Genomic DNA, 16,698 nt, shown 5'->3' with positions numbered 1-16,698 from the left:
ATCCCCTGTAGAAGCGAGGCTTGCCCGCGAAAGCAATCTACGCAGCAGCGCGCTTCGGATTGACCCGCACCCCACCCACCCGCGCCTCGATCTGCTCTTTCAAATCCCGCCGCATCCCTAGCAAAAACGCCAGTTCAACCACCACAAACAGTGGCCCGACAATCAACCCCGTCACATCATCGACAAACGCCGGTTTGCGTCCTTCATAGTGATGACCGACAAACTGAATCGCCCAGCCCACCACAAACATCCCGATCCCGCTCGAGAGCCACACCAGCGTACTTTGCTGCGCGAGAACCTGACCCGCCCAGATGCACAGCCCCAGCAGCACCGTCATCAACACCCCGAGGCGTACCTCCAGGCGCAGGTAAAACCATGCCGAGGCCAGTGCCAGCAGCACCGCCGGCGACACCCAGCCCCCGACCCATTGCGGCCGCGACAGCAGCACCGCCACCGCCACCACAATCAGCGGAATCCCGATAAAGTGGCTGGCGATATTGCGCGGGTCACGGTGGTAAGCGGCGTATTGACTGAGATGGTCAACGAGGCTTTTCATTGTTATTCCTCCTGTAGGGTGATTGATCATGCCTCGGGTTCACCTTTCGCTCTGTCAGGCAGGCGACAATCTCCAGGAGTTTTCATGAGCATGCAGGTTTGGCGTTCGCGCCTGGAGTCGGGGCAGTGGTTCAGTCATTTACCGGTTCCCTTACAGGATAGTCTGCTGGCTGCGGCCCGGGTGCGACGGTTGTCGACCGGGCAGCTGTTGTTCAAACGCGGTGACCCGCCGTGCGGGTTGTATGCGGTGATCGAAGGCGCGGTACGCATCGGCGCGGTCAGCGAGCAGGGCAAGGAAGCGCTGTTGAGCCTGGTGGAATCGCCCCATTGGTTCGGCGAAATCTGCCTGTTCGACGGCCAGCCACGCACCCACGATGCGTTCGGGGTTGGCCAGTGCACCCTGTTGCACATCCCGCAGGCGGCATTGCTGGCGTTGCTCGACGAACAACCGGTGTATTGGCGGCAGCTAGCATTGCTGATGAGCCACAAACTGCGCCTGACCTTCATCAACCTCGAACAGCTGAGCCTTATGCCCGCCCCGGCACGCCTGGCTCACCGCCTGCTGATGATCGCCGAGGGCTACGGCGAATACGATCCGCCGCGCCGAGTGCTGCAACTGCCGCAGGAGCAACTGGCGTCAATGCTGTCGCTGTCGCGCCAGACCACCAACCAGATCCTCAAGGACTTGCAGGGGCAGGGTATTCTGAATTTGAAGTATGGCGAGATCGAAATCCTCAACGCCGAGGGCTTGCGGGCATTGGCGATTTTCTGAAACTCAGCGTTTTTGATGGGCTTTGCCCGCGAACGCGCCTAGCCTGTGATGACGACAATCGAGGTGTGCCATGCGTGTGCTGCTAGTAGAAGACGAATCGGAGATCGCCAAACGCCTGGCCAACGGCCTGAACGAGGCGAGTTATTCAGTCGATGTGGCGCTCAACGGTATGGACGGGCGTCGCTTTATCGAGTCCGGCGAATACGATCTGATCATCCTCGACGTGATGCTGCCGGGGCTCAACGGCTGGCAGTTGCTGCAACAGATCCGCAAGCTCGGCGACACGCCGGTGCTGTTGCTGACCACCAAGGACGGCATCGAAGATCGCCTGCGTGGGTTGGAGCTGCATGAAGATGATTACCTGCTCAAGCCGTTTGCCGTGAGCGAACTGGTGACGCGGGTGCGCAAGTTGTTGCGGCGGGATCGGGGGCGTTAGGGCGTTACTGCGGTGTCTGGCCTGGCCCCTTCGCGGGCAAGACTTGCTCCTACAGGTTTTTCGATTTGCCGCGATATTGTGGTCCATATGGAACCACTGTAGGAGCGAGGCTTGCCCGCGAAGAGGCCGGTTCTGGCAAACCATCTTTCCGATGTTTCACCGCAACCCATCCCGAAACTGCCCCGGTGTCATCCCGGTCCAGCGCTTGAACGCGCGGCTGAAGCTGCTGGTATCGGCGAACCCCAGCATATAGCTGACTTCACTCAACGAGCATTGCGGGTCACGCAGGTGCAGCAGCGCCAGGTTTTCGCGGCTTTCATTGAGCAGCGCGTCGAATCGACAACCTTCGTCCGCGAGATGCCGTTGCAGGCTGCGCAAGCTCAGGTGCAGGGCCTTGGCGATGTGTTCGGCGCTCGGTTCGCCTTCGGGCAATTGTTCTTCAATGGCATCGCGGACCTTGCGCTCCCATGTCAGCGGCTTGAGTTGCGCCAAAGTACGCTTGAGCACCGCTTCGTTGTGTTCGGCCAGTTCCGGGTTGGCATCGTCCAAGTGACTGTCGAAGTCCACGAGGGCAAATTCCAGTCGGTCCTCGTCGGCGGCGAAGTGCACCGGCGAACGAAAGACTTTGTGCCATTGATGCGGGTCGGCCGGTTCCGGGCGGCGCAGATACACCGCCAGCGGGGCATATTCGCGGCCCAGGCGATTGCGGCAGGTGCGCACGTAAATCGCGGCAAACGCGTCGATGGCCTCCAGCGCCGGTGCGGGATTGCCTTGCGGAATTTTCAGACGGAAGCGGTAGCGATCTTCAGCGCGGGTCAGTTCCAGTTCCAGCGCATCGCTGACCACCTGGTGATAACGCACGATGCGCTCGAACACTTCGCGCAGACTGCCGCTGGCCACCAGCGCATAACCGAGCGCATGGAACGTGGTCGGGCTGACAAAACGCGACACCCGCAGACCGATCGCCGGGTCGCCGCTGACCTGCACCGCGATTTCCCACAGGCGCGTGGTGCCCGACAACGGGTAACGGGCGTTCGGGTCGTCCATCAATTGCGGGTCGAGCCCCGCCTGCTGGCACAAAGCGGTGCTGTCGAGGCCCAGCGCATCGAGTTGCTTGCGCAGGGCGCGGGTCCAGCTGGCGAGGGAGGTCGGTTCAGTCATGCTGATTGGCGCTTCCGGTCAACAGGTTGGCGTTCACGGCTACCACGGTGTGAGGGTTCACAAGGCAGGATGCGAACATCAATAACCAGAGGATGGAAGCATGGACGGTACTTCTGCAAGTCCCCAGCGACTGAATGCAGCCCAACGATCAGCGCATATTCGCGAAGTGGTGCTGGCCAGAGGGGTCAAACTGCGCAAACGCTACCCGATTCTCAACCATCAGGACGCCTTGGGCGCGGGCATTCTGGCCTTCGCGCTGGCCGGAATGATCGGTTCAGCGGCGCTCTACCTGACCGGGCACCTGGCCTGGTGGGCGTGCCTGTTGCTCAACGCGTTTTTCGCCTCGCTGACTCACGAGCTGGAACACGACCTGATTCATAGCATGTACTTCCGCAAACAACGGGTGCCGCACAACCTGATGATGGGCCTGGTCTGGCTGGCTCGCCCGAGCACGATCAACCCATGGATTCGCCGGCATCTGCACCTCAATCACCACAAGGTGTCCGGTACGGAAGCCGACATGGAAGAGCGCGCGATCACCAACGGCGAGCCTTGGGGATTTGCGCGGTTGTTGATGGTTGGCGACAACGTGATGTCGGCGTTCATTCGCATGCTGCGCGCCAAGACCTGGGCGCATAAATTCAGCATCATCAAACGCACGTTGAAGGTCTACGCGCCGCTGGCGCTGGTGCATTGGGGCGCCTGGTACATGTTCCTCGGTTTCCATGCGGCGAATGGCATTGCCTACCTGATGGGGTCACCCATCGAATGGTCGGCGACCACGCTGTCGGTGATGACGGTCATCGACATCGCGGCGGTGGTGCTCATCGGCCCGAACGTGTTGCGCACGTTTTGCCTGCATTTTGTCAGCTCCAACATGCATTACTACGGGGATGTGGAGCCGGGGAATGTGATTCAGCAAACCCAGGTGCTGAACCCTTGGTGGATGTGGCCGATGCAAGCGTTCTGCTTCAACTTCGGCAGCAGCCACGGGATTCATCACTTCGTGGTGAAGGAACCGTTTTACATCCGCCAGATGACCGTGCCGGTAGCGCACAAGGTGATGCGCGAGATGGGCGTGCGGTTCAATGATTTCGGGACGTTTGGGCGGGCGAACCGGTTTGTACGCGAGGAAACAGCAGAGGCGCAGGAGGTGCGTGCCGCTCAGGCTTGATCGATGTTATCGGAAACTCAACACGGCAAAGGCGCCCGTCATCAATCTGACCCAAAGGGTCGGTACGTTATGACCCAAACAGGATGACTTGGTAGTTGCTGTATCGCGATCCACTTATGCGTTTCGGATCTAATAAAGTAATTAAATATTCCTTTATTGGATAAGTATTTAAGTTAATCATCGCATCCAGTGATGTTGATTAGCGCTGGCAGATTTTGAGTTTCCGGGGCCGTCTCCTTGGCAGGGTGCGGTCCCTTTTTTTTGTCTTTTCAAAACCACCGCATATTCCTTATAGGTCTTAATAAATAGCTTCTTATTCCTTAACGAATATAGCTCTCCTCCCTATACTCGACCGGGAACAGACACGCAGCTGGAGAGCTCCCCCATGCGCAACGAATCAATTCGCTACCTGATTGTGCCGGGCTGGCAAGGATCGCCGGAAGATCATTGGCAAAGTCACTGGCAGAACAGCCTGCCCAATAGCGCTCGGGTGGAGCAGGCCGACTGGCTGACGCCGCGTCGTGAAGACTGGGTTGCCGCGCTGGCAGAAGCGATTGCTGCCGACAGCACGCCGGTGATCTTGATTGCGCACAGTCTGGGTTGCATTACGGTCGCCCATTGGGCGGCCACGGCATCGCTGCATTTTTTGCGACAGGTTCGCGGTGCCTTGCTGGTCGCGCCGGCGGACGTTGAACGTCCGGCATGTGCTCCGGCCTTGCGCAACTTCGCACCGATTCCCACAACCCTTTTGCCCTTCCCGAGCCAGGTCGTCAGCTCCGACAACGACAGCGCCGTGAGTGCGCCGCGAGCCCTGGAGCTGGCTCGCAACTGGGGCGCCGAGGCGGGGATTCTGCCGGGTGCCGGACACATCAACGTGAAGTCCGGTCACCAGCGCTGGGAGCAGGGATTTGCCTATCTCTACCGCCTGCAAAATCGAATGGAACACCACGCCCTGCGACGTGCTTGAACCTTTTTCTTTTTTAGAACGCCAACCCGTCTCCCGGCGGTTTAGGGCGGGAGTCTGCCATGAGTTTCGAAGCCTTCGGTCAGCCACTGCTGACCTTTCCCGACGCAGAAAAAAGTCCCCTGAGTATTCGCGCCAAGGCGCTGGTGTTTGTCGATCCACGTTCCCGGCAGTTGCGCCTGGAGCTGGAACAACTGGCGCCGCGCTCGATCTCGGTGTTGATCCGTGGTGAAACCGGCAGCGGCAAGGAATTGCTTGCGCGGCACATCCATCGTGCCAGTGATCGCAGCGGGTTATTCGTCTCGGTCAACTGCGGCGCCATCAGCCCGACCTATGCTGACGCCGAACTGTTCGGCTATGCCGCCGGCAGTTACAGCGGATCGGCCAGCAGCCGCGCGGGGTGGTTCGGTTCGGCCAATGGCGGCACGCTCTACCTGGATGAGATCGGCGACTTGCCGCTGCCGATTCAGATCAAATTGCTCGCCGCCCTGGAAAACCACGAAGTCACCCGCGTTGGCGCTCAGCAACCGAGCCCGGTGGACGTGCGCCTGGTGGCGGCCACCAGTATCGATCTGGCCCAGGCGGTGGCGGCCGGGAAATTCCATGAGCGGCTTTATCACTACCTCAGCGAAGGTCAACTCGAACTGCCGGCATTGCGTGACAGGGTCGGGGATATTTTGTCGCTGTCAGAATATTTCCTCGGCATCTACAGCCAGCGCCTCGACCTGCCGGTGCCGCTGATCAGTGAGGCCGCGCAGTTGGTGCTGGAGCGGCACAGTTGGCCGGGCAATACCCGGGAGCTGGAGAATGTCATTCACTTTGCGCTGCTGGTCAGTACCGGCGACGAGATTTTGCCGGAGCATTTGAATCTGCCTGAAGTGCCTGTGTCGTTGGTGCAGATTGAGCAGCAGATCGCGCAGGTGAGCAAAAACGGCACGGCTGGCGAGCGTTCGGCGCTAAAGGATCTGCTCGAAAGCTTTAGCCGAATGCTGTAACCCGTGTGGGTTAGAGCTGTATGAACAAAATGGAATATGAGAGTGAATAAAAGATATTGTTCGGGAATAAAAAATCCCGGTATTGTCCGCTTCACGCCAGCGATAGCACTTCACTGGCACACGTACTATTTAGCCGTCGTCGCTGACGACCGTGATTTTCGATAAGGACACTGCATGAAAAAGGTTCTGTTGTTCACCGCACTGGCGGCTGCCCTGACTGCGGGCCTGGCCCAGGCTGGCGAGAAACTGGTGGTGGCGGCGACCCCGGTTCCACACGCCGAGATTCTGGAACTGATCAAGCCAACCCTCGCCAAAGAAGGCGTGGACCTGGAAATCAAAGTGTTCACCGACTACGTTCAGCCGAACGTACAGGTCGATCAGAAGCGTCTGGACGCCAACTACTTCCAGACCCTGCCGTACCTGAAAAGCTTCAACGAAGGCAAAGGCACTAATCTGGTAACCGTGATCGGCGTGCACGTCGAACCATTCGGTGGCTACTCGAAGAAAGTCAAAACCCTGGCTGAGCTGAAAGACGGCGCGACCATCGCCATCCCGAACGAAGGCAGCAACAGCGGCCGTGCCCTGATCCTGCTGCAGAAGGCTGGCCTGATCGAGTTGAAAGACCCGAAAAACGCTCTGGCTACGCCGAAAGACATCGCCAAGAACCCGCACAACTTCAAGTTCAAGGAACTGGAATCGGCCATGCTGCCGCGTGTGCTGGATCAGGTCGATCTGGACATGATCAACACCAACTACGCGCTGGAAGCAGGTCTGAACCCGGCTAAAGATGCGCTGGTGATTGAAGGTGCCGATTCGCCTTACGTGAACTTCCTGGTGGCTCGTCCGGACAACAAGGACAGCGTTGCCATCCAGAAACTGGCCAAAGCCCTGACCAGCCCGGAAGTGAAAGCATTCATCGAGAAGAAGTACAGCGGCGCGGTACTGCCGGCGTTCTGATTCGCGAGGTAAACCCCTTCAAGGTTTCGAACGCCGACGGCTGGTAAAGCGTCGGCGTTTTTTTGCCTGCGAGAAACCTGTGGCGAGGGAGCTTGCTCCCGCTGGGTTGCGACCCTAAATCCTGCACATGCGCTTCTTCAGGCACACCGTTTCGACTGATTTTGCGACTGCTGCGCAGTCGAGCGGGACGGTGCGGCGGTCCGACAAGCTCCCTCGCCACAAAAGCGCCCGCGCATTCAGGCTACCCTGGCCTCCAGCGCCCGGCGCAACGCCACCAATAACTTCACGATTTCCTGCGGATCCAACCGCTGTGGCACTTTCATCTCAGCCATTTTTCTCTTCCTTGTGAGGGTTCAGCCAGGGAGTCTGGCCAAAAGCTGTGCGTCCTTGGAGGGGCTTTTTGAAAAAAAGATCCCTCCTACAGCTGCAAGGAAAATAGTCGTCTTCTTTCGCCGCGACAAATCCGCGGGATAGTTTTTTGCGTGATGCGACAAGGTCGACGTCAAGCTGGCCAACACGACTGGCTCTCAGTGGGCTCCGCCAGGTGCTACAAGATTTGTGACTTGATGGCTTTATTTGAGGGCGTCAGGTGCACCCATGGAACCCTGTTCTAAGCTCACAGTCGTATCGCCATTGGCACGTCCGTACAACGCAAAGGAGTCTGCATGGCTGGTCCCGGATTGAAAATAGCGGTTGGTCTGAGCCTCCTTGCACTACTGACCGCGTGTGGCGATAAAAAACCGGTCGAGAAGGACCGTCCACGGGTCTTCGTCCAGGAGGTCAAACCCTTGGATTACGCCGCGTCGGTGACGCTCACCGGCGATGTTCAGGCCCGGGTCCAGACTGAGTTGTCGTTCCGCGTGGGCGGCAAGATCATTCAGCGCATGGTCGATGTCGGTGACCGAGTGTCGGCCAAACAAGTGCTGGCCAGACTCGATCCCAAAGACCTGCAGACCAGCGTCAATTCGGCCCAGGCCCAAGTCACCGCCGAGCAGGCCCGGGTCAAGCAGACCGCCGCCGCGTTTGTCCGCCAGCAAAAACTCCTGCCCAAGGGCTACACCAGCCAAAGCGAATACGATTCCGCGCAAGCCGCCTTGCGCAGCAGTCAGAGCGCGCTGACCGCTGCTCAGGCGCAGCTTGCCAATGCTCGCGAACAACTCGGCTACACCGCGCTGATTGCCGAGGCGCCAGGCGTGATAACGGCGCGTCAGGCCGAGGTCGGTCAGGTGGTGCAGGCGACGGTGCCGATTTTCAGCCTGGCGCGCGATGGTGAGCGTGACGCGGTGTTCAACGTTTACGAATCGCTGCTGGCCGAGGCGCCGGAGGATAAAACCATCGTGGTCAGCCTGCTCGACAACCCGTCGATCAAAACCACTGGCACCGTGCGGGAGATCACTCCGGCGGTGTCCGCGCAGACCGGCACCGTGCAAGTCAAAGTCACCCTCGACAGCCTGCCCGAGGGCATGCAACTGGGCTCGGTGGTAAGCGCTACGGCCAAGACGCCGGGCAAGTCCGCCGTGGAATTGCCGTGGTCGGCCCTGACCAAAAACCTCAGCGATCCGGCGGTATGGCTGGTGGATGGCGAGGGCAAGGCGCAACTGCACAATGTTACGGTCGGTCGTTACCTGACCGGCAAAGTGATCATCAGCGCCGGCCTGCAGAGCGGCGAAAAAGTCGTCATCGCGGGCGGTCAGTTGCTGCACCCCGGCGTGAAAGTTGAAATCGCCGAAAACACCTACAAGGATCTTGCTGTGGAAGCTCAGCCATGAAGCGTCTGTTACTGGTGTGCACGGCGATGATGCTGGCGGCTTGCTCGAAAGAGGAACCGCCGCCGGAGCCGATACGTCCGGTGCTGTCGGTCAAGGTCGAATCGCTGGACGAGGAACATCTCGGCCGCTTTGCCGGCAGCATCCAGGCCCGCTATGAAAGCAATGTCGGGTTCCGCGTGCCGGGGCGCATCGCCAGCCGTAACGTCGATGTCGGTGCCGAAGTGGAAAAGGGCGCGCTGCTCGCCACCCTGGACCCTACCGATCAGCAGAATCAGCTGCGTTCCGCCCAGGGCGATCTGGCCAGCGTCCAGGCGCAATACATCAACGCCCAGGCCAGCGCCCGGCGGCAGCAGGAATTGTTCGATCGCGGCGTCGGCGCCCAGGCGCAACTCGATGTCGCGCAGACCGACCTGAAGACCACCCAGGCCTCTCTCGATCAAGCGAAGGCGGCGGTCGATCAGGCCAAGGACCAGCTCAACTATGTCGAATTGCGCTCGGACCACAAAGCCATCGTCACCGCGTGGAATGCCGAAGCCGGGCAAGTCGTCACCGCCGGCCAGCAAGTGGTGACCCTGGCGCAGCCGGACATCAAGGAAGCGGTGATCGACCTGCCGGACACCCTGGTCGACCAACTTCCGAGCGACGTCGTCTTTCAAGTCGCGGCGCAACTGGACCCGAGTATCACCACGACGGCCACTGTTCGTGAAATCGAGCCCCAGGCCCAGAGTGCGACCCGTACCCGTCGAGCCCGCCTGACCCTGACAGATACACCGCCCGGTTTTCGCCTGGGCACCGCGATCAGCGTCACCCTCAGCTCCGCGATCAAACCCCGCATCGAACTGCCCTTGAGTGCGCTACAGGAGGTCGGTGGGCAATCGCGCATCTGGGTCGTCGATACGCAGACCCAGACCGTTGCCCCACGGGACGTCAACCTTCTCAGCCGCACCGATTCGACCATGGTCCTGGCCAACGGTGTGAAGTCGGGTGAGCGGGTGGTCAGCGCGGGTGTGAACAGCCTGAAACCCGGACAGAAAGTGAAAATCGACGAGGACAGCCCCCAATGAAAGGGAGTTTCAACTTATCCGAATGGGCTCTCAAGCATCAGTCGTTTGTCTGGTATTTGATGTTCGTCGCGCTGCTGATGGGCGTGTTCTCGTACATGAACCTGGGGCGCGAGGAAGACCCGTCGTTCACCATCAAAACCATGGTCATCCAGACCCGCTGGCCGGGCGCGACCCAGGAAGAAACCCTCAAGCAGGTCACGGATCGCATCGAGAAAAAACTCGAAGAGCTCGACTCCCTCGATTACGTGAAAAGCTATACCCGGCCCGGCGAGTCAACGGTGTTCGTCAACCTGCGCGACACCACCAGTGCCAAGGACATCCCGGAAATCTGGTACCAGGTGCGCAAGAAGATCAACGACATTCGCGGTGACTTCCCCCAAGGCCTGCAAGGGCCGGGATTTAACGACGAATTCGGTGATGTGTTCGGTTCGGTCTACGCCTTTACCGCCGACGGCTTGTCGATGCGCCAGTTGCGCGATTACGTGGAACAGGTTCGCGCTGAAATTCGTGAAGTGCCGGGGCTGGGCAAGGTCGAGATGGTCGGTGAGCAGGACGAAGTCCTCTACCTGAATTTCTCCACCCGTAAATTGGCGGCGCTGGGGATCGATCAACGCCAGGTGGTGCAAAGCCTGCAAACCCAGAACTCGGTGACCCCGGCCGGTGTGATCGAGTCCGGTCCGGAGCGCATCTCGGTGCGCACCTCGGGGCAGTTCGCTTCCGAGAAAGACCTGGCCAACGTCAACCTGCGGCTCAATGACCGCTTCTACCGCCTGGCCGACATTGCCGACATCAGCCGTGGCTACGTTGACCCGGCGACCCCGGAGTTCCGTTTCAACGGCCACCCGGCCATCGGCCTTGCCATCGCCATGAAGAAGGGCGGCAACATCCAGGAGTTCGGCAAGGCGTTGCACCAGCGCATGACCGACCTGACCGCAGACTTGCCGGTGGGCGTTGGTGTACACACTGTGTCCGATCAGGCCGAAGTGGTGGAAAAAGCCGTCGGAGGCTTCACCAGTGCCTTGTTCGAAGCGGTGGTGATCGTGCTGATCGTCAGCTTCGTCAGCCTCGGTGTGCGCGCCGGGCTGGTGGTGGCGTGCTCGATCCCGCTGGTGCTGGCCATGGTGTTCATCTTCATGGAATACAGCGGCATCACCATGCAGCGGATTTCCCTCGGCGCATTGATCATCGCCCTCGGCCTGCTGGTGGACGACGCAATGATCACGGTCGAAATGATGGTTACCCGCCTGGAAATGGGCGAGACCAAGGAGCAGGCGGCGACGTTTGCCTACACCTCCACGGCGTTCCCCATGCTCACCGGCACATTGGTGACCGTCGCCGGGTTCGTGCCCATCGGGTTGAACGCCAGCTCGGCGGGCGAGTACACCTTCACCCTGTTTGCCGTTATTGCGGTGGCGATGCTGGTGTCGTGGATTGTCGCTGTGTTGTTTGCCCCGGTGATCGGCGTGCACATTCTCAGCGCCAAGGTGAAACCCCATGACGCCGAGCCCGGGCGCATCGGCCGTGCATTCAACTACGGGATGTTTTGGGCCATGCGCAATCGCTGGTGGGCGATCGGTATCACCATTGCGCTGTTCGTGGCCTCGGTGTTTTCCATGCAGTTTGTGCAGAACCAGTTCTTCCCGTCGTCGGACCGCCCGGAAATCCTCGTCGACCTCAACCTGCCGCAAAACGCCTCGATGGCCGAAACCCGCAAGGCGGTGGACAAGCTCGAAGCGACGCTCAAGGATGACCCGGACATCGTGCGCTGGAGCACTTACATCGGCGAGGGAGCGATCCGTTTCTACCTGCCCCTCGACCAGCAATTACAGAACCCGTACTACGCGCAACTGGTGATCGTCAGCAAAGGCCTGGAATCGCGCAACGCCCTCAGTCAGCGCTTGCGCGAACGGCTGCGCAAGGATTTCGTCGGCATCGGCAGCTACGTCCAGGCGCTGGAAATGGGCCCGCCGGTGGGTCGCCCGATTCAGTACCGGGTCAGCGGCAAGGACATCGATCAGGTGCGCAAGCACGCCATCGCCCTGGCCACCGAGCTGGACAAGAACTCGCACATCGGCGAGATCATTTACGACTGGAACGAACCGGGCAAAGTCCTGCGCATCGAGATCGCCCAGGACAAGGCGCGACAACTGGGGCTTTCTTCGGAAGACGTGGCCAACCTGATGAACAGCATTGTGGTTGGTTCGCCGGTGACTCAGGTCGATGACGATATCTACCTGATCAACGTCGTGGGGCGCGCGGTGGACGCGGAACGTGGCACGCCGGAAACCCTGCAAAACTTGCAGATCGTGACCCCGAGCGGCACGTCGATTCCGCTGCTGGCGTTCGCCACGGTGCGTTATGAACTCGAGCAACCGCTGGTCTGGCGCCGTGACCGTAAACCGACCATTACCATCAAGGCGGCGGTGCGTGATGAGATTCAGCCGACTGACTTGGTGAAACAGCTCAACCCCGCCATCGATAAATTCGCCGCTGGTTTGCCGGTGGGTTACTCGGTCGCCACGGGCGGCACGGTGGAGGAAAGCGGCAAGGCCCAGGGGCCGATAGCCAAGGTGGTGCCGCTGATGCTGTTTCTGATGGCGACCTTCCTCATGATCCAGTTGCACAGCGTTCAGAAGCTGTTCCTGGTGGCGAGTGTCGCGCCGCTCGGGCTGATCGGCGTGGTGCTGGCGCTGATCCCGACGGGCACGCCAATGGGCTTTGTGGCGATCCTGGGGATTCTGGCGTTGATCGGCATCATCATCCGCAACTCGGTGATCCTGGTGACCCAGATCGACGCCTTGGAGAAAGAGGGCGTTTCGCCTTGGGATGCCGTGGCGCAGGCCACGGAGCATCGACGCCGACCGATTCTGTTGACCGCTGCGGCGGCCAGCCTGGGGATGATCCCGATTGCCCGGGAAGTGTTCTGGGGGCCGATGGCTTACGCCATGATTGGCGGGATCATTATTGCGACGTTGCTGACGTTGCTGTTTTTGCCAGCGCTTTATGTCGCCTGGTACAAAATCCGCGAGCCGCAGAAAGAGGTGCAGTAAGGCGAGCGCTACGCGCTCATCGCGAGCATGCTCGCTCCTACAGGGGGACCGCGTCCGTCTGGACAACTCGGTCAACTGTAGGAGCGAGCCTGCTCGCGATGGCGTCCTGTCAGGCTACACCGGCTTGCGCCACACACTCGCCAACCAAGGCTGCTGCTCCCGCGGCAGCCCCGCCGGCCGGTAGTAATGCTCCAGCTCCACAAACCCCGCCTCAGTCAGTAATTGCTGCCACGCCGCAAGATCGTGATAAGCCCCATAACGCGGCCCATTCCACCCTTCCTGATTCTCGCCGCGAGGATTGGAACTGAACAACACGCCACCTGGCTTCAACGCCCTGCGCAACTCCTTCAACACCCGAGGCAATTCCTGGCGCGGGATATGAAACAACACCGCATTGGCAAAAATCCCGTCGAAGCGTTCATCCGGCAGGTCCAGCTTCAGAAAGTCCTGCTGCCATACTTCGCATCCACTGTCCTCACGCGCCATCTGCGCAAACTTTTCTGAACCATCGAGCCCGACAGCCCTGTGGCCCATGCGCGTGAACGTCTGCAAATCCCGCCCCGGCCCACAGCCGAAATCGAGAATGTCGAACGGCGCCTCGCCCTGAATATGCCGCAGCAGGGCATCGATGTTCTGGCTGACATCATGATCGCGAGTCCCCTCGCGAAAACCTTCGGCCACCGAGTTGTAATGGTCCAGGGTGGTGGCGGTGATCTTCTGGAGGTCGTCGGGGGTTTGCTTCATGGTCGGCTGCGCACGCAATGGGGATTTGCCGAATATACGCCATCAGACGTGGGGCTGCTTCGCAGCCATTCGCGGGCAAGCCTCGCTCCTACAGTTGATCGAGTTGTTTCGACAGACGCGTACTCCTGTAGGCACACTGATTTTCCTGTGGGAAATGTTCCCCCTGTTGCGAGGGAAATTGCCCGTGTCGAGGACACTTTTGTGGCGAGGGAGCTTGCTCCCGCTGGGCTGCGAAGCAGCCCCCAGCCATTCAATGAGGTGTGTCAGATAAACCCGGTCTAAAGATCTTGCGAGTGCTGCGCAATCGAGCGGGAGCAAGCTCCCTCGCCACAAAAGCGCTACAACCTTGACCGTGTTCAGCGCTTGTTGAGCCCCCGAGCCAAGCGATCCCCACCCAGCTGGATAATCGCCACCAACACCACCAGCAACACAATCACCGTCAGCATGATCTGGCTGTCAAACCGCTGATACCCATACCGATACGCAATGTCCCCCAACCCCCCCGCACCAATGGCCCCGGCCATGGCCGACGAGTTGATCATGGTCACCAACGTGATGGTGAAGCCACCGACAATCCCCGGCAGCGCCTCGGGCAACAGCACATGCCAGACGATGTGCCAGCGCCGGCAACCCATCGCTTGGGCCGCTTCGATCAAACCGTGATCCACCTCGCGCAAACTGACTTCGGCTATGCGCGCAAAGAACGGCGTGGCCGCAATCGTCAGCGGTACCACGGCGGCCCAGACCCCGTAAGTGGTGCCGACGATCAACCGGGTGAACGGAATCAGCGCCACCATCAGAATCAGAAACGGAATCGAGCGGAACAGGTTCACGAAGGCGCCCAGTGCACGGTTCAGCGCCGGTGCTTCGTAAATGCCGCCTTGGGTGCTGGTGACCAGGATGACCGCCAGCGGAATCCCCGCCAGCAGCGCAATCAGCGACGATACGCCCACCATCAGAAACGTGTCGATGAAGCCTTGCAACAAACGATCAAACCACATAACCGAGCACCTCCACCTGTTGCGCCCAGTGGCCGGCGCGCTGACGCAGTTGCTCGGCGCCCAAGGACGACCCCGTCACCGCCAGCAGCAATTGCCCCAGCGCGTGGCCCTGAATGCGTTCCACGCCACCTTGCAGCAACCTCACGCGACCGCCGAGGGCGCTGAACAGCGCTGCCAGATCCGGTTCGTCTGTGGCGCTGCCGGTGAAGCGCAGACGCAACACAACCGCCGCGTCCGAGGACTGAGGTTGTGGACGCAAACCGCTTTGCAGTTCTTCCGGCAGCGCGTGTTGCAGCGGCGCGAGCAAGGTCTTGCTGACTTCATGCTGCGGGTCGCCAAAGACTTTCCAGACCGGCCCTTGCTCGACGACTTTTCCGTGTTCCAGCACCACCACCCGATCACAGATATCGCGGATCACCGCCATCTCGTGGGTGATCAGTACGATGGTCAAACCCAGCCGCTGATTGATCTCGCGCAGCAGGCCGAGGATCGATTGCGTGGTCTCCGGGTCCAGTGCCGATGTGGCTTCGTCACACAGCAGGATCTCCGGGTCATGCACCAACGCGCGGGCGATGCCGACACGCTGTTTCTGTCCGCCGGACAGCTGCGCCGGATAGGCCTTGTGCTTGCCTTGCAGGCCGACCAACTCCAGCAGTTCGCGGACTTTCTGTTCGCGTTTTTCCTTGGGTACACCAGCGACTTTCAGTGGCAATTCGACGTTCTGCCAAACGGTCTTGGCCGACATCAGGTTGAAGTGCTGGAAGATCATGCCGATCCGTCGGCGCAGCGCGACCAGGCGGTCTTCATCGAACTCGCCGATGTCCACTTGATCGATCAGCACCCGGCCGCTGCTCGGTTGTTCGAGACGGTTGATGGTGCGGATCAGCGACGACTTGCCGGCGCCGCTGCGACCGATGATGCCGAACACTTCACTGCGCTGGATTGCCAGGTCGATGCCGTGCAACGCCGCCACTGGACCCTGCTGACCGGTGTAGGTTTTGCCCAGGCCGATGAAGCGCACATGAGCGCGGTTCAGGTCCGGGTGCAGTTCGGTCTGTTCGGCTTTATGTGGCTCTGGAATCTCCAGTCGCCGTTGGATCGCGGCCGTCATCCTCAGCTTTCCCAGCCGGCTTGATAGAGCTTGCCGTGGGCTTTATCCAAGGCTGCACGAACAGCCGGCGAGTGCTGGTAGATATCGACAAACTTGATCAGGCGCGGATCGGTTTTGCTCTTGGGCTGGATCACGAACTGGATCACGTATTCCTTGTGATCGAGACCGTCGAACAGCAAGGCCGAACCGGCATCGAAAGTCTTCGACAGACGTATATACGCCGGGTAGCCCTGCACCAGATCGGCATCGTCATAGGCGCGCACCAGCTGTACCGCTTCAACCTGGAGGATTTTGATGTTCTTCGGGTTGGCGATGATGTCTTCTTCGGTGGCCTTGTAGCCGACACCCGGCTTGAGGGTAATCAGGCCGGCCTTGGCCAGCAGTTGCAGGCCGCGACCGCTGTTGATCGGGTCGTTGGCAATGGCGACGCTGGCGCCTTGTGGCAGTTCGTCGAAGCTTTTGTATTGCTTCGAGTAGAGGCCGACGTTGTTGATGATCCCCGGCGCAAACGGCACCAGGTCAAAACCGGCGGCAGCCTTGGCGTTTTCCAGGAACGGGACGTGCTGGAAATAGTTCACGTCGATGTCGCCGGCCGCGAGGCTGACGTTGGGGGCGATCCAGTCGCTGAACTCCACGAGGTCGACTTGCAGGCCTTGTTTTTTGGCTTCCTCGACGGCGGCTTCCAGCGGGATGGCGAAGGCCGCGGTGGTGCCGACTTTCAGCGGCGCGTCGGCGGCGAAGGTGACAGAGCTGAAGAGGCCGAGGGCCAGGGCCAGTGCTTTGACTGGGTGGGAGAGGCAGGTCTTTTTCATGATGGGGTTTCCAGTCAGTGCATAAATTTTGGGTGTTTGGGCGGGCCTCTTCGCGGGCAAGCCTCGCTCCTACAGGTTCAGCGCCGTACCGGACACTTGTGAACGACCAATACCTGTAGGAGCGAGGCTTGCC

Annotated in this window: 15 protein-coding genes; 9 read left to right on the top strand and 6 right to left on the bottom strand. The window is 60.2% G+C overall.

Annotated elements, in window-relative coordinates; genetic code table 11:
• Positions 1-37: 37 nt before the first annotated feature.
• On the bottom strand, positions 38-556 hold the full coding sequence (locus QMX98_RS23000) for an Mpo1-like protein (RefSeq protein ID WP_282411424.1): 519 nt from the start codon (positions 554-556) through the stop codon (positions 38-40).
• 84 nt (positions 557-640) lie between these two features.
• Here QMX98_RS23000 and QMX98_RS22995 point away from each other — a divergent pair, with 84 nt between their 5' ends.
• Both QMX98_RS22995 and QMX98_RS22990 read left to right on the top strand, forming a co-directional pair.
• A complete protein-coding gene (locus QMX98_RS22995; protein WP_077747479.1) occupies positions 641-1,327 on the top strand; it encodes a Crp/Fnr family transcriptional regulator in 687 nt (228 codons plus the stop codon).
• 70 nt (positions 1,328-1,397) lie between these two features.
• A complete protein-coding gene (locus QMX98_RS22990; protein WP_077747480.1) occupies positions 1,398-1,763 on the top strand; it encodes a response regulator in 366 nt (121 codons plus the stop codon).
• Between the two features lie 156 nt (positions 1,764-1,919).
• On the opposite strand, the gene QMX98_RS22985 is transcribed toward QMX98_RS22990, so the two are convergent.
• Positions 1,920-2,924, bottom strand: coding sequence for an AraC family transcriptional regulator (locus QMX98_RS22985; RefSeq protein ID WP_010464838.1), 1,005 nt, complete (start codon positions 2,922-2,924; stop codon positions 1,920-1,922).
• 100 nt (positions 2,925-3,024) lie between these two features.
• On the opposite strand from QMX98_RS22985, the gene QMX98_RS22980 reads away from it, so the two are divergent.
• The 7 genes from QMX98_RS22980 (at position 3,025) to QMX98_RS22950 (ending at position 12,897) form a co-directional block, all read left to right on the top strand.
• Entirely contained in the window at positions 3,025-4,098 is a 1,074-nt protein-coding gene (locus QMX98_RS22980) for a fatty acid desaturase (RefSeq protein WP_282411423.1), read from the top strand.
• 385 nt (positions 4,099-4,483) lie between these two features.
• Positions 4,484-5,065, top strand: a complete 582-nt coding sequence (locus QMX98_RS22975) for an alpha/beta hydrolase (protein WP_010464834.1) — start codon at positions 4,484-4,486, stop codon at positions 5,063-5,065.
• A 59-nt stretch (positions 5,066-5,124) separates the two neighbouring features.
• On the top strand, positions 5,125-6,057 hold the full coding sequence (locus tag QMX98_RS22970) for a sigma 54-interacting transcriptional regulator (protein WP_282411422.1): 933 nt from the start codon (positions 5,125-5,127) through the stop codon (positions 6,055-6,057).
• Between the two features lie 174 nt (positions 6,058-6,231).
• On the top strand, positions 6,232-7,014 hold the full coding sequence (locus QMX98_RS22965) for a MetQ/NlpA family ABC transporter substrate-binding protein (RefSeq protein WP_010464830.1): 783 nt from the start codon (positions 6,232-6,234) through the stop codon (positions 7,012-7,014).
• A 665-nt stretch (positions 7,015-7,679) separates the two neighbouring features.
• Entirely contained in the window at positions 7,680-8,783 is a 1,104-nt protein-coding gene (locus QMX98_RS22960; protein ID WP_083375297.1) for an efflux RND transporter periplasmic adaptor subunit, read from the top strand.
• The gene (locus QMX98_RS22955) at positions 8,780-9,847 is read left to right on the top strand and encodes an efflux RND transporter periplasmic adaptor subunit (protein ID WP_169857472.1); all 1,068 of its coding nucleotides are present in this window, start codon (positions 8,780-8,782) and stop codon (positions 9,845-9,847) included. Before QMX98_RS22960 ends, QMX98_RS22955 begins: the two co-directional genes overlap by 4 nt.
• Positions 9,844-12,897 carry an efflux RND transporter permease subunit gene (locus QMX98_RS22950; protein ID WP_010464825.1) on the top strand — a complete coding sequence of 1,018 codons (3,054 nt, stop codon included), beginning with the start codon at positions 9,844-9,846 and terminating at the stop codon, positions 12,895-12,897. Before QMX98_RS22955 ends, QMX98_RS22950 begins: the two co-directional genes overlap by 4 nt.
• Positions 12,898-13,011: 114 nt before the next feature.
• On the opposite strand, the gene QMX98_RS22945 is transcribed toward QMX98_RS22950, so the two are convergent.
• The 4 genes from QMX98_RS22945 to QMX98_RS22930 all read right to left on the bottom strand — a co-directional run bounded on the left by QMX98_RS22945 (position 13,012) and on the right by QMX98_RS22930 (position 16,565).
• Complete coding sequence (locus QMX98_RS22945) at positions 13,012-13,641, bottom strand: class I SAM-dependent methyltransferase (RefSeq protein ID WP_083375296.1); 630 nt, start codon at positions 13,639-13,641, stop codon at positions 13,012-13,014.
• A 356-nt stretch (positions 13,642-13,997) separates the two neighbouring features.
• The gene (locus QMX98_RS22940; protein ID WP_083375293.1) at positions 13,998-14,642 is read right to left on the bottom strand and encodes a methionine ABC transporter permease; all 645 of its coding nucleotides are present in this window, start codon (positions 14,640-14,642) and stop codon (positions 13,998-14,000) included.
• Complete coding sequence (locus QMX98_RS22935; RefSeq protein WP_145309099.1) at positions 14,632-15,753, bottom strand: methionine ABC transporter ATP-binding protein; 1,122 nt, start codon at positions 15,751-15,753, stop codon at positions 14,632-14,634. Before QMX98_RS22935 ends, QMX98_RS22940 begins: the two co-directional genes overlap by 11 nt.
• A 2-nt stretch (positions 15,754-15,755) precedes the next feature.
• Positions 15,756-16,565 carry a MetQ/NlpA family ABC transporter substrate-binding protein gene (locus QMX98_RS22930; protein WP_010464814.1) on the bottom strand — a complete coding sequence of 270 codons (810 nt, stop codon included), beginning with the start codon at positions 16,563-16,565 and terminating at the stop codon, positions 15,756-15,758.
• Positions 16,566-16,698 lie beyond the last annotated feature (133 nt).

The organism is Pseudomonas sp. PS02303, from assembly GCF_029959925.1.
In the GTDB taxonomy this organism is placed as follows: domain Bacteria; phylum Pseudomonadota; class Gammaproteobacteria; order Pseudomonadales; family Pseudomonadaceae; genus Aquipseudomonas; species Aquipseudomonas mandelii.
Note: the sequence above shows the minus strand (reverse complement) of the source record. Positions and strands in the feature narration are given on the sequence as shown.

What these genes read in the sequence shown, in the direction of transcription:
- QMX98_RS23000 (WP_282411424.1), bottom strand. Translation starts at nt 556, where the DNA reads ATGAAAAGCCTCGTTGACCATCTCAGTCAATACGCCGCTTACCACCGT.
- QMX98_RS22995 (WP_077747479.1), top strand. Translation starts at nt 641, where the DNA reads ATGAGCATGCAGGTTTGGCGTTCGCGCCTGGAGTCGGGGCAGTGGTTC.
- QMX98_RS22990 (WP_077747480.1), top strand. Translation starts at nt 1,398, where the DNA reads ATGCGTGTGCTGCTAGTAGAAGACGAATCGGAGATCGCCAAACGCCTG.
- QMX98_RS22985 (WP_010464838.1), bottom strand. Translation starts at nt 2,924, where the DNA reads ATGACTGAACCGACCTCCCTCGCCAGCTGGACCCGCGCCCTGCGCAAG.
- QMX98_RS22980 (WP_282411423.1), top strand. Translation starts at nt 3,025, where the DNA reads ATGGACGGTACTTCTGCAAGTCCCCAGCGACTGAATGCAGCCCAACGA.
- QMX98_RS22975 (WP_010464834.1), top strand. Translation starts at nt 4,484, where the DNA reads ATGCGCAACGAATCAATTCGCTACCTGATTGTGCCGGGCTGGCAAGGA.
- QMX98_RS22970 (WP_282411422.1), top strand. Translation starts at nt 5,125, where the DNA reads ATGAGTTTCGAAGCCTTCGGTCAGCCACTGCTGACCTTTCCCGACGCA.
- QMX98_RS22965 (WP_010464830.1), top strand. Translation starts at nt 6,232, where the DNA reads ATGAAAAAGGTTCTGTTGTTCACCGCACTGGCGGCTGCCCTGACTGCG.
- QMX98_RS22960 (WP_083375297.1), top strand. Translation starts at nt 7,680, where the DNA reads ATGGCTGGTCCCGGATTGAAAATAGCGGTTGGTCTGAGCCTCCTTGCA.
- QMX98_RS22955 (WP_169857472.1), top strand. Translation starts at nt 8,780, where the DNA reads ATGAAGCGTCTGTTACTGGTGTGCACGGCGATGATGCTGGCGGCTTGC.
- QMX98_RS22950 (WP_010464825.1), top strand. Translation starts at nt 9,844, where the DNA reads ATGAAAGGGAGTTTCAACTTATCCGAATGGGCTCTCAAGCATCAGTCG.
- QMX98_RS22945 (WP_083375296.1), bottom strand. Translation starts at nt 13,641, where the DNA reads ATGAAGCAAACCCCCGACGACCTCCAGAAGATCACCGCCACCACCCTG.
- QMX98_RS22940 (WP_083375293.1), bottom strand. Translation starts at nt 14,642, where the DNA reads ATGTGGTTTGATCGTTTGTTGCAAGGCTTCATCGACACGTTTCTGATG.
- QMX98_RS22935 (WP_145309099.1), bottom strand. Translation starts at nt 15,753, where the DNA reads ATGACGGCCGCGATCCAACGGCGACTGGAGATTCCAGAGCCACATAAA.
- QMX98_RS22930 (WP_010464814.1), bottom strand. Translation starts at nt 16,565, where the DNA reads ATGAAAAAGACCTGCCTCTCCCACCCAGTCAAAGCACTGGCCCTGGCC.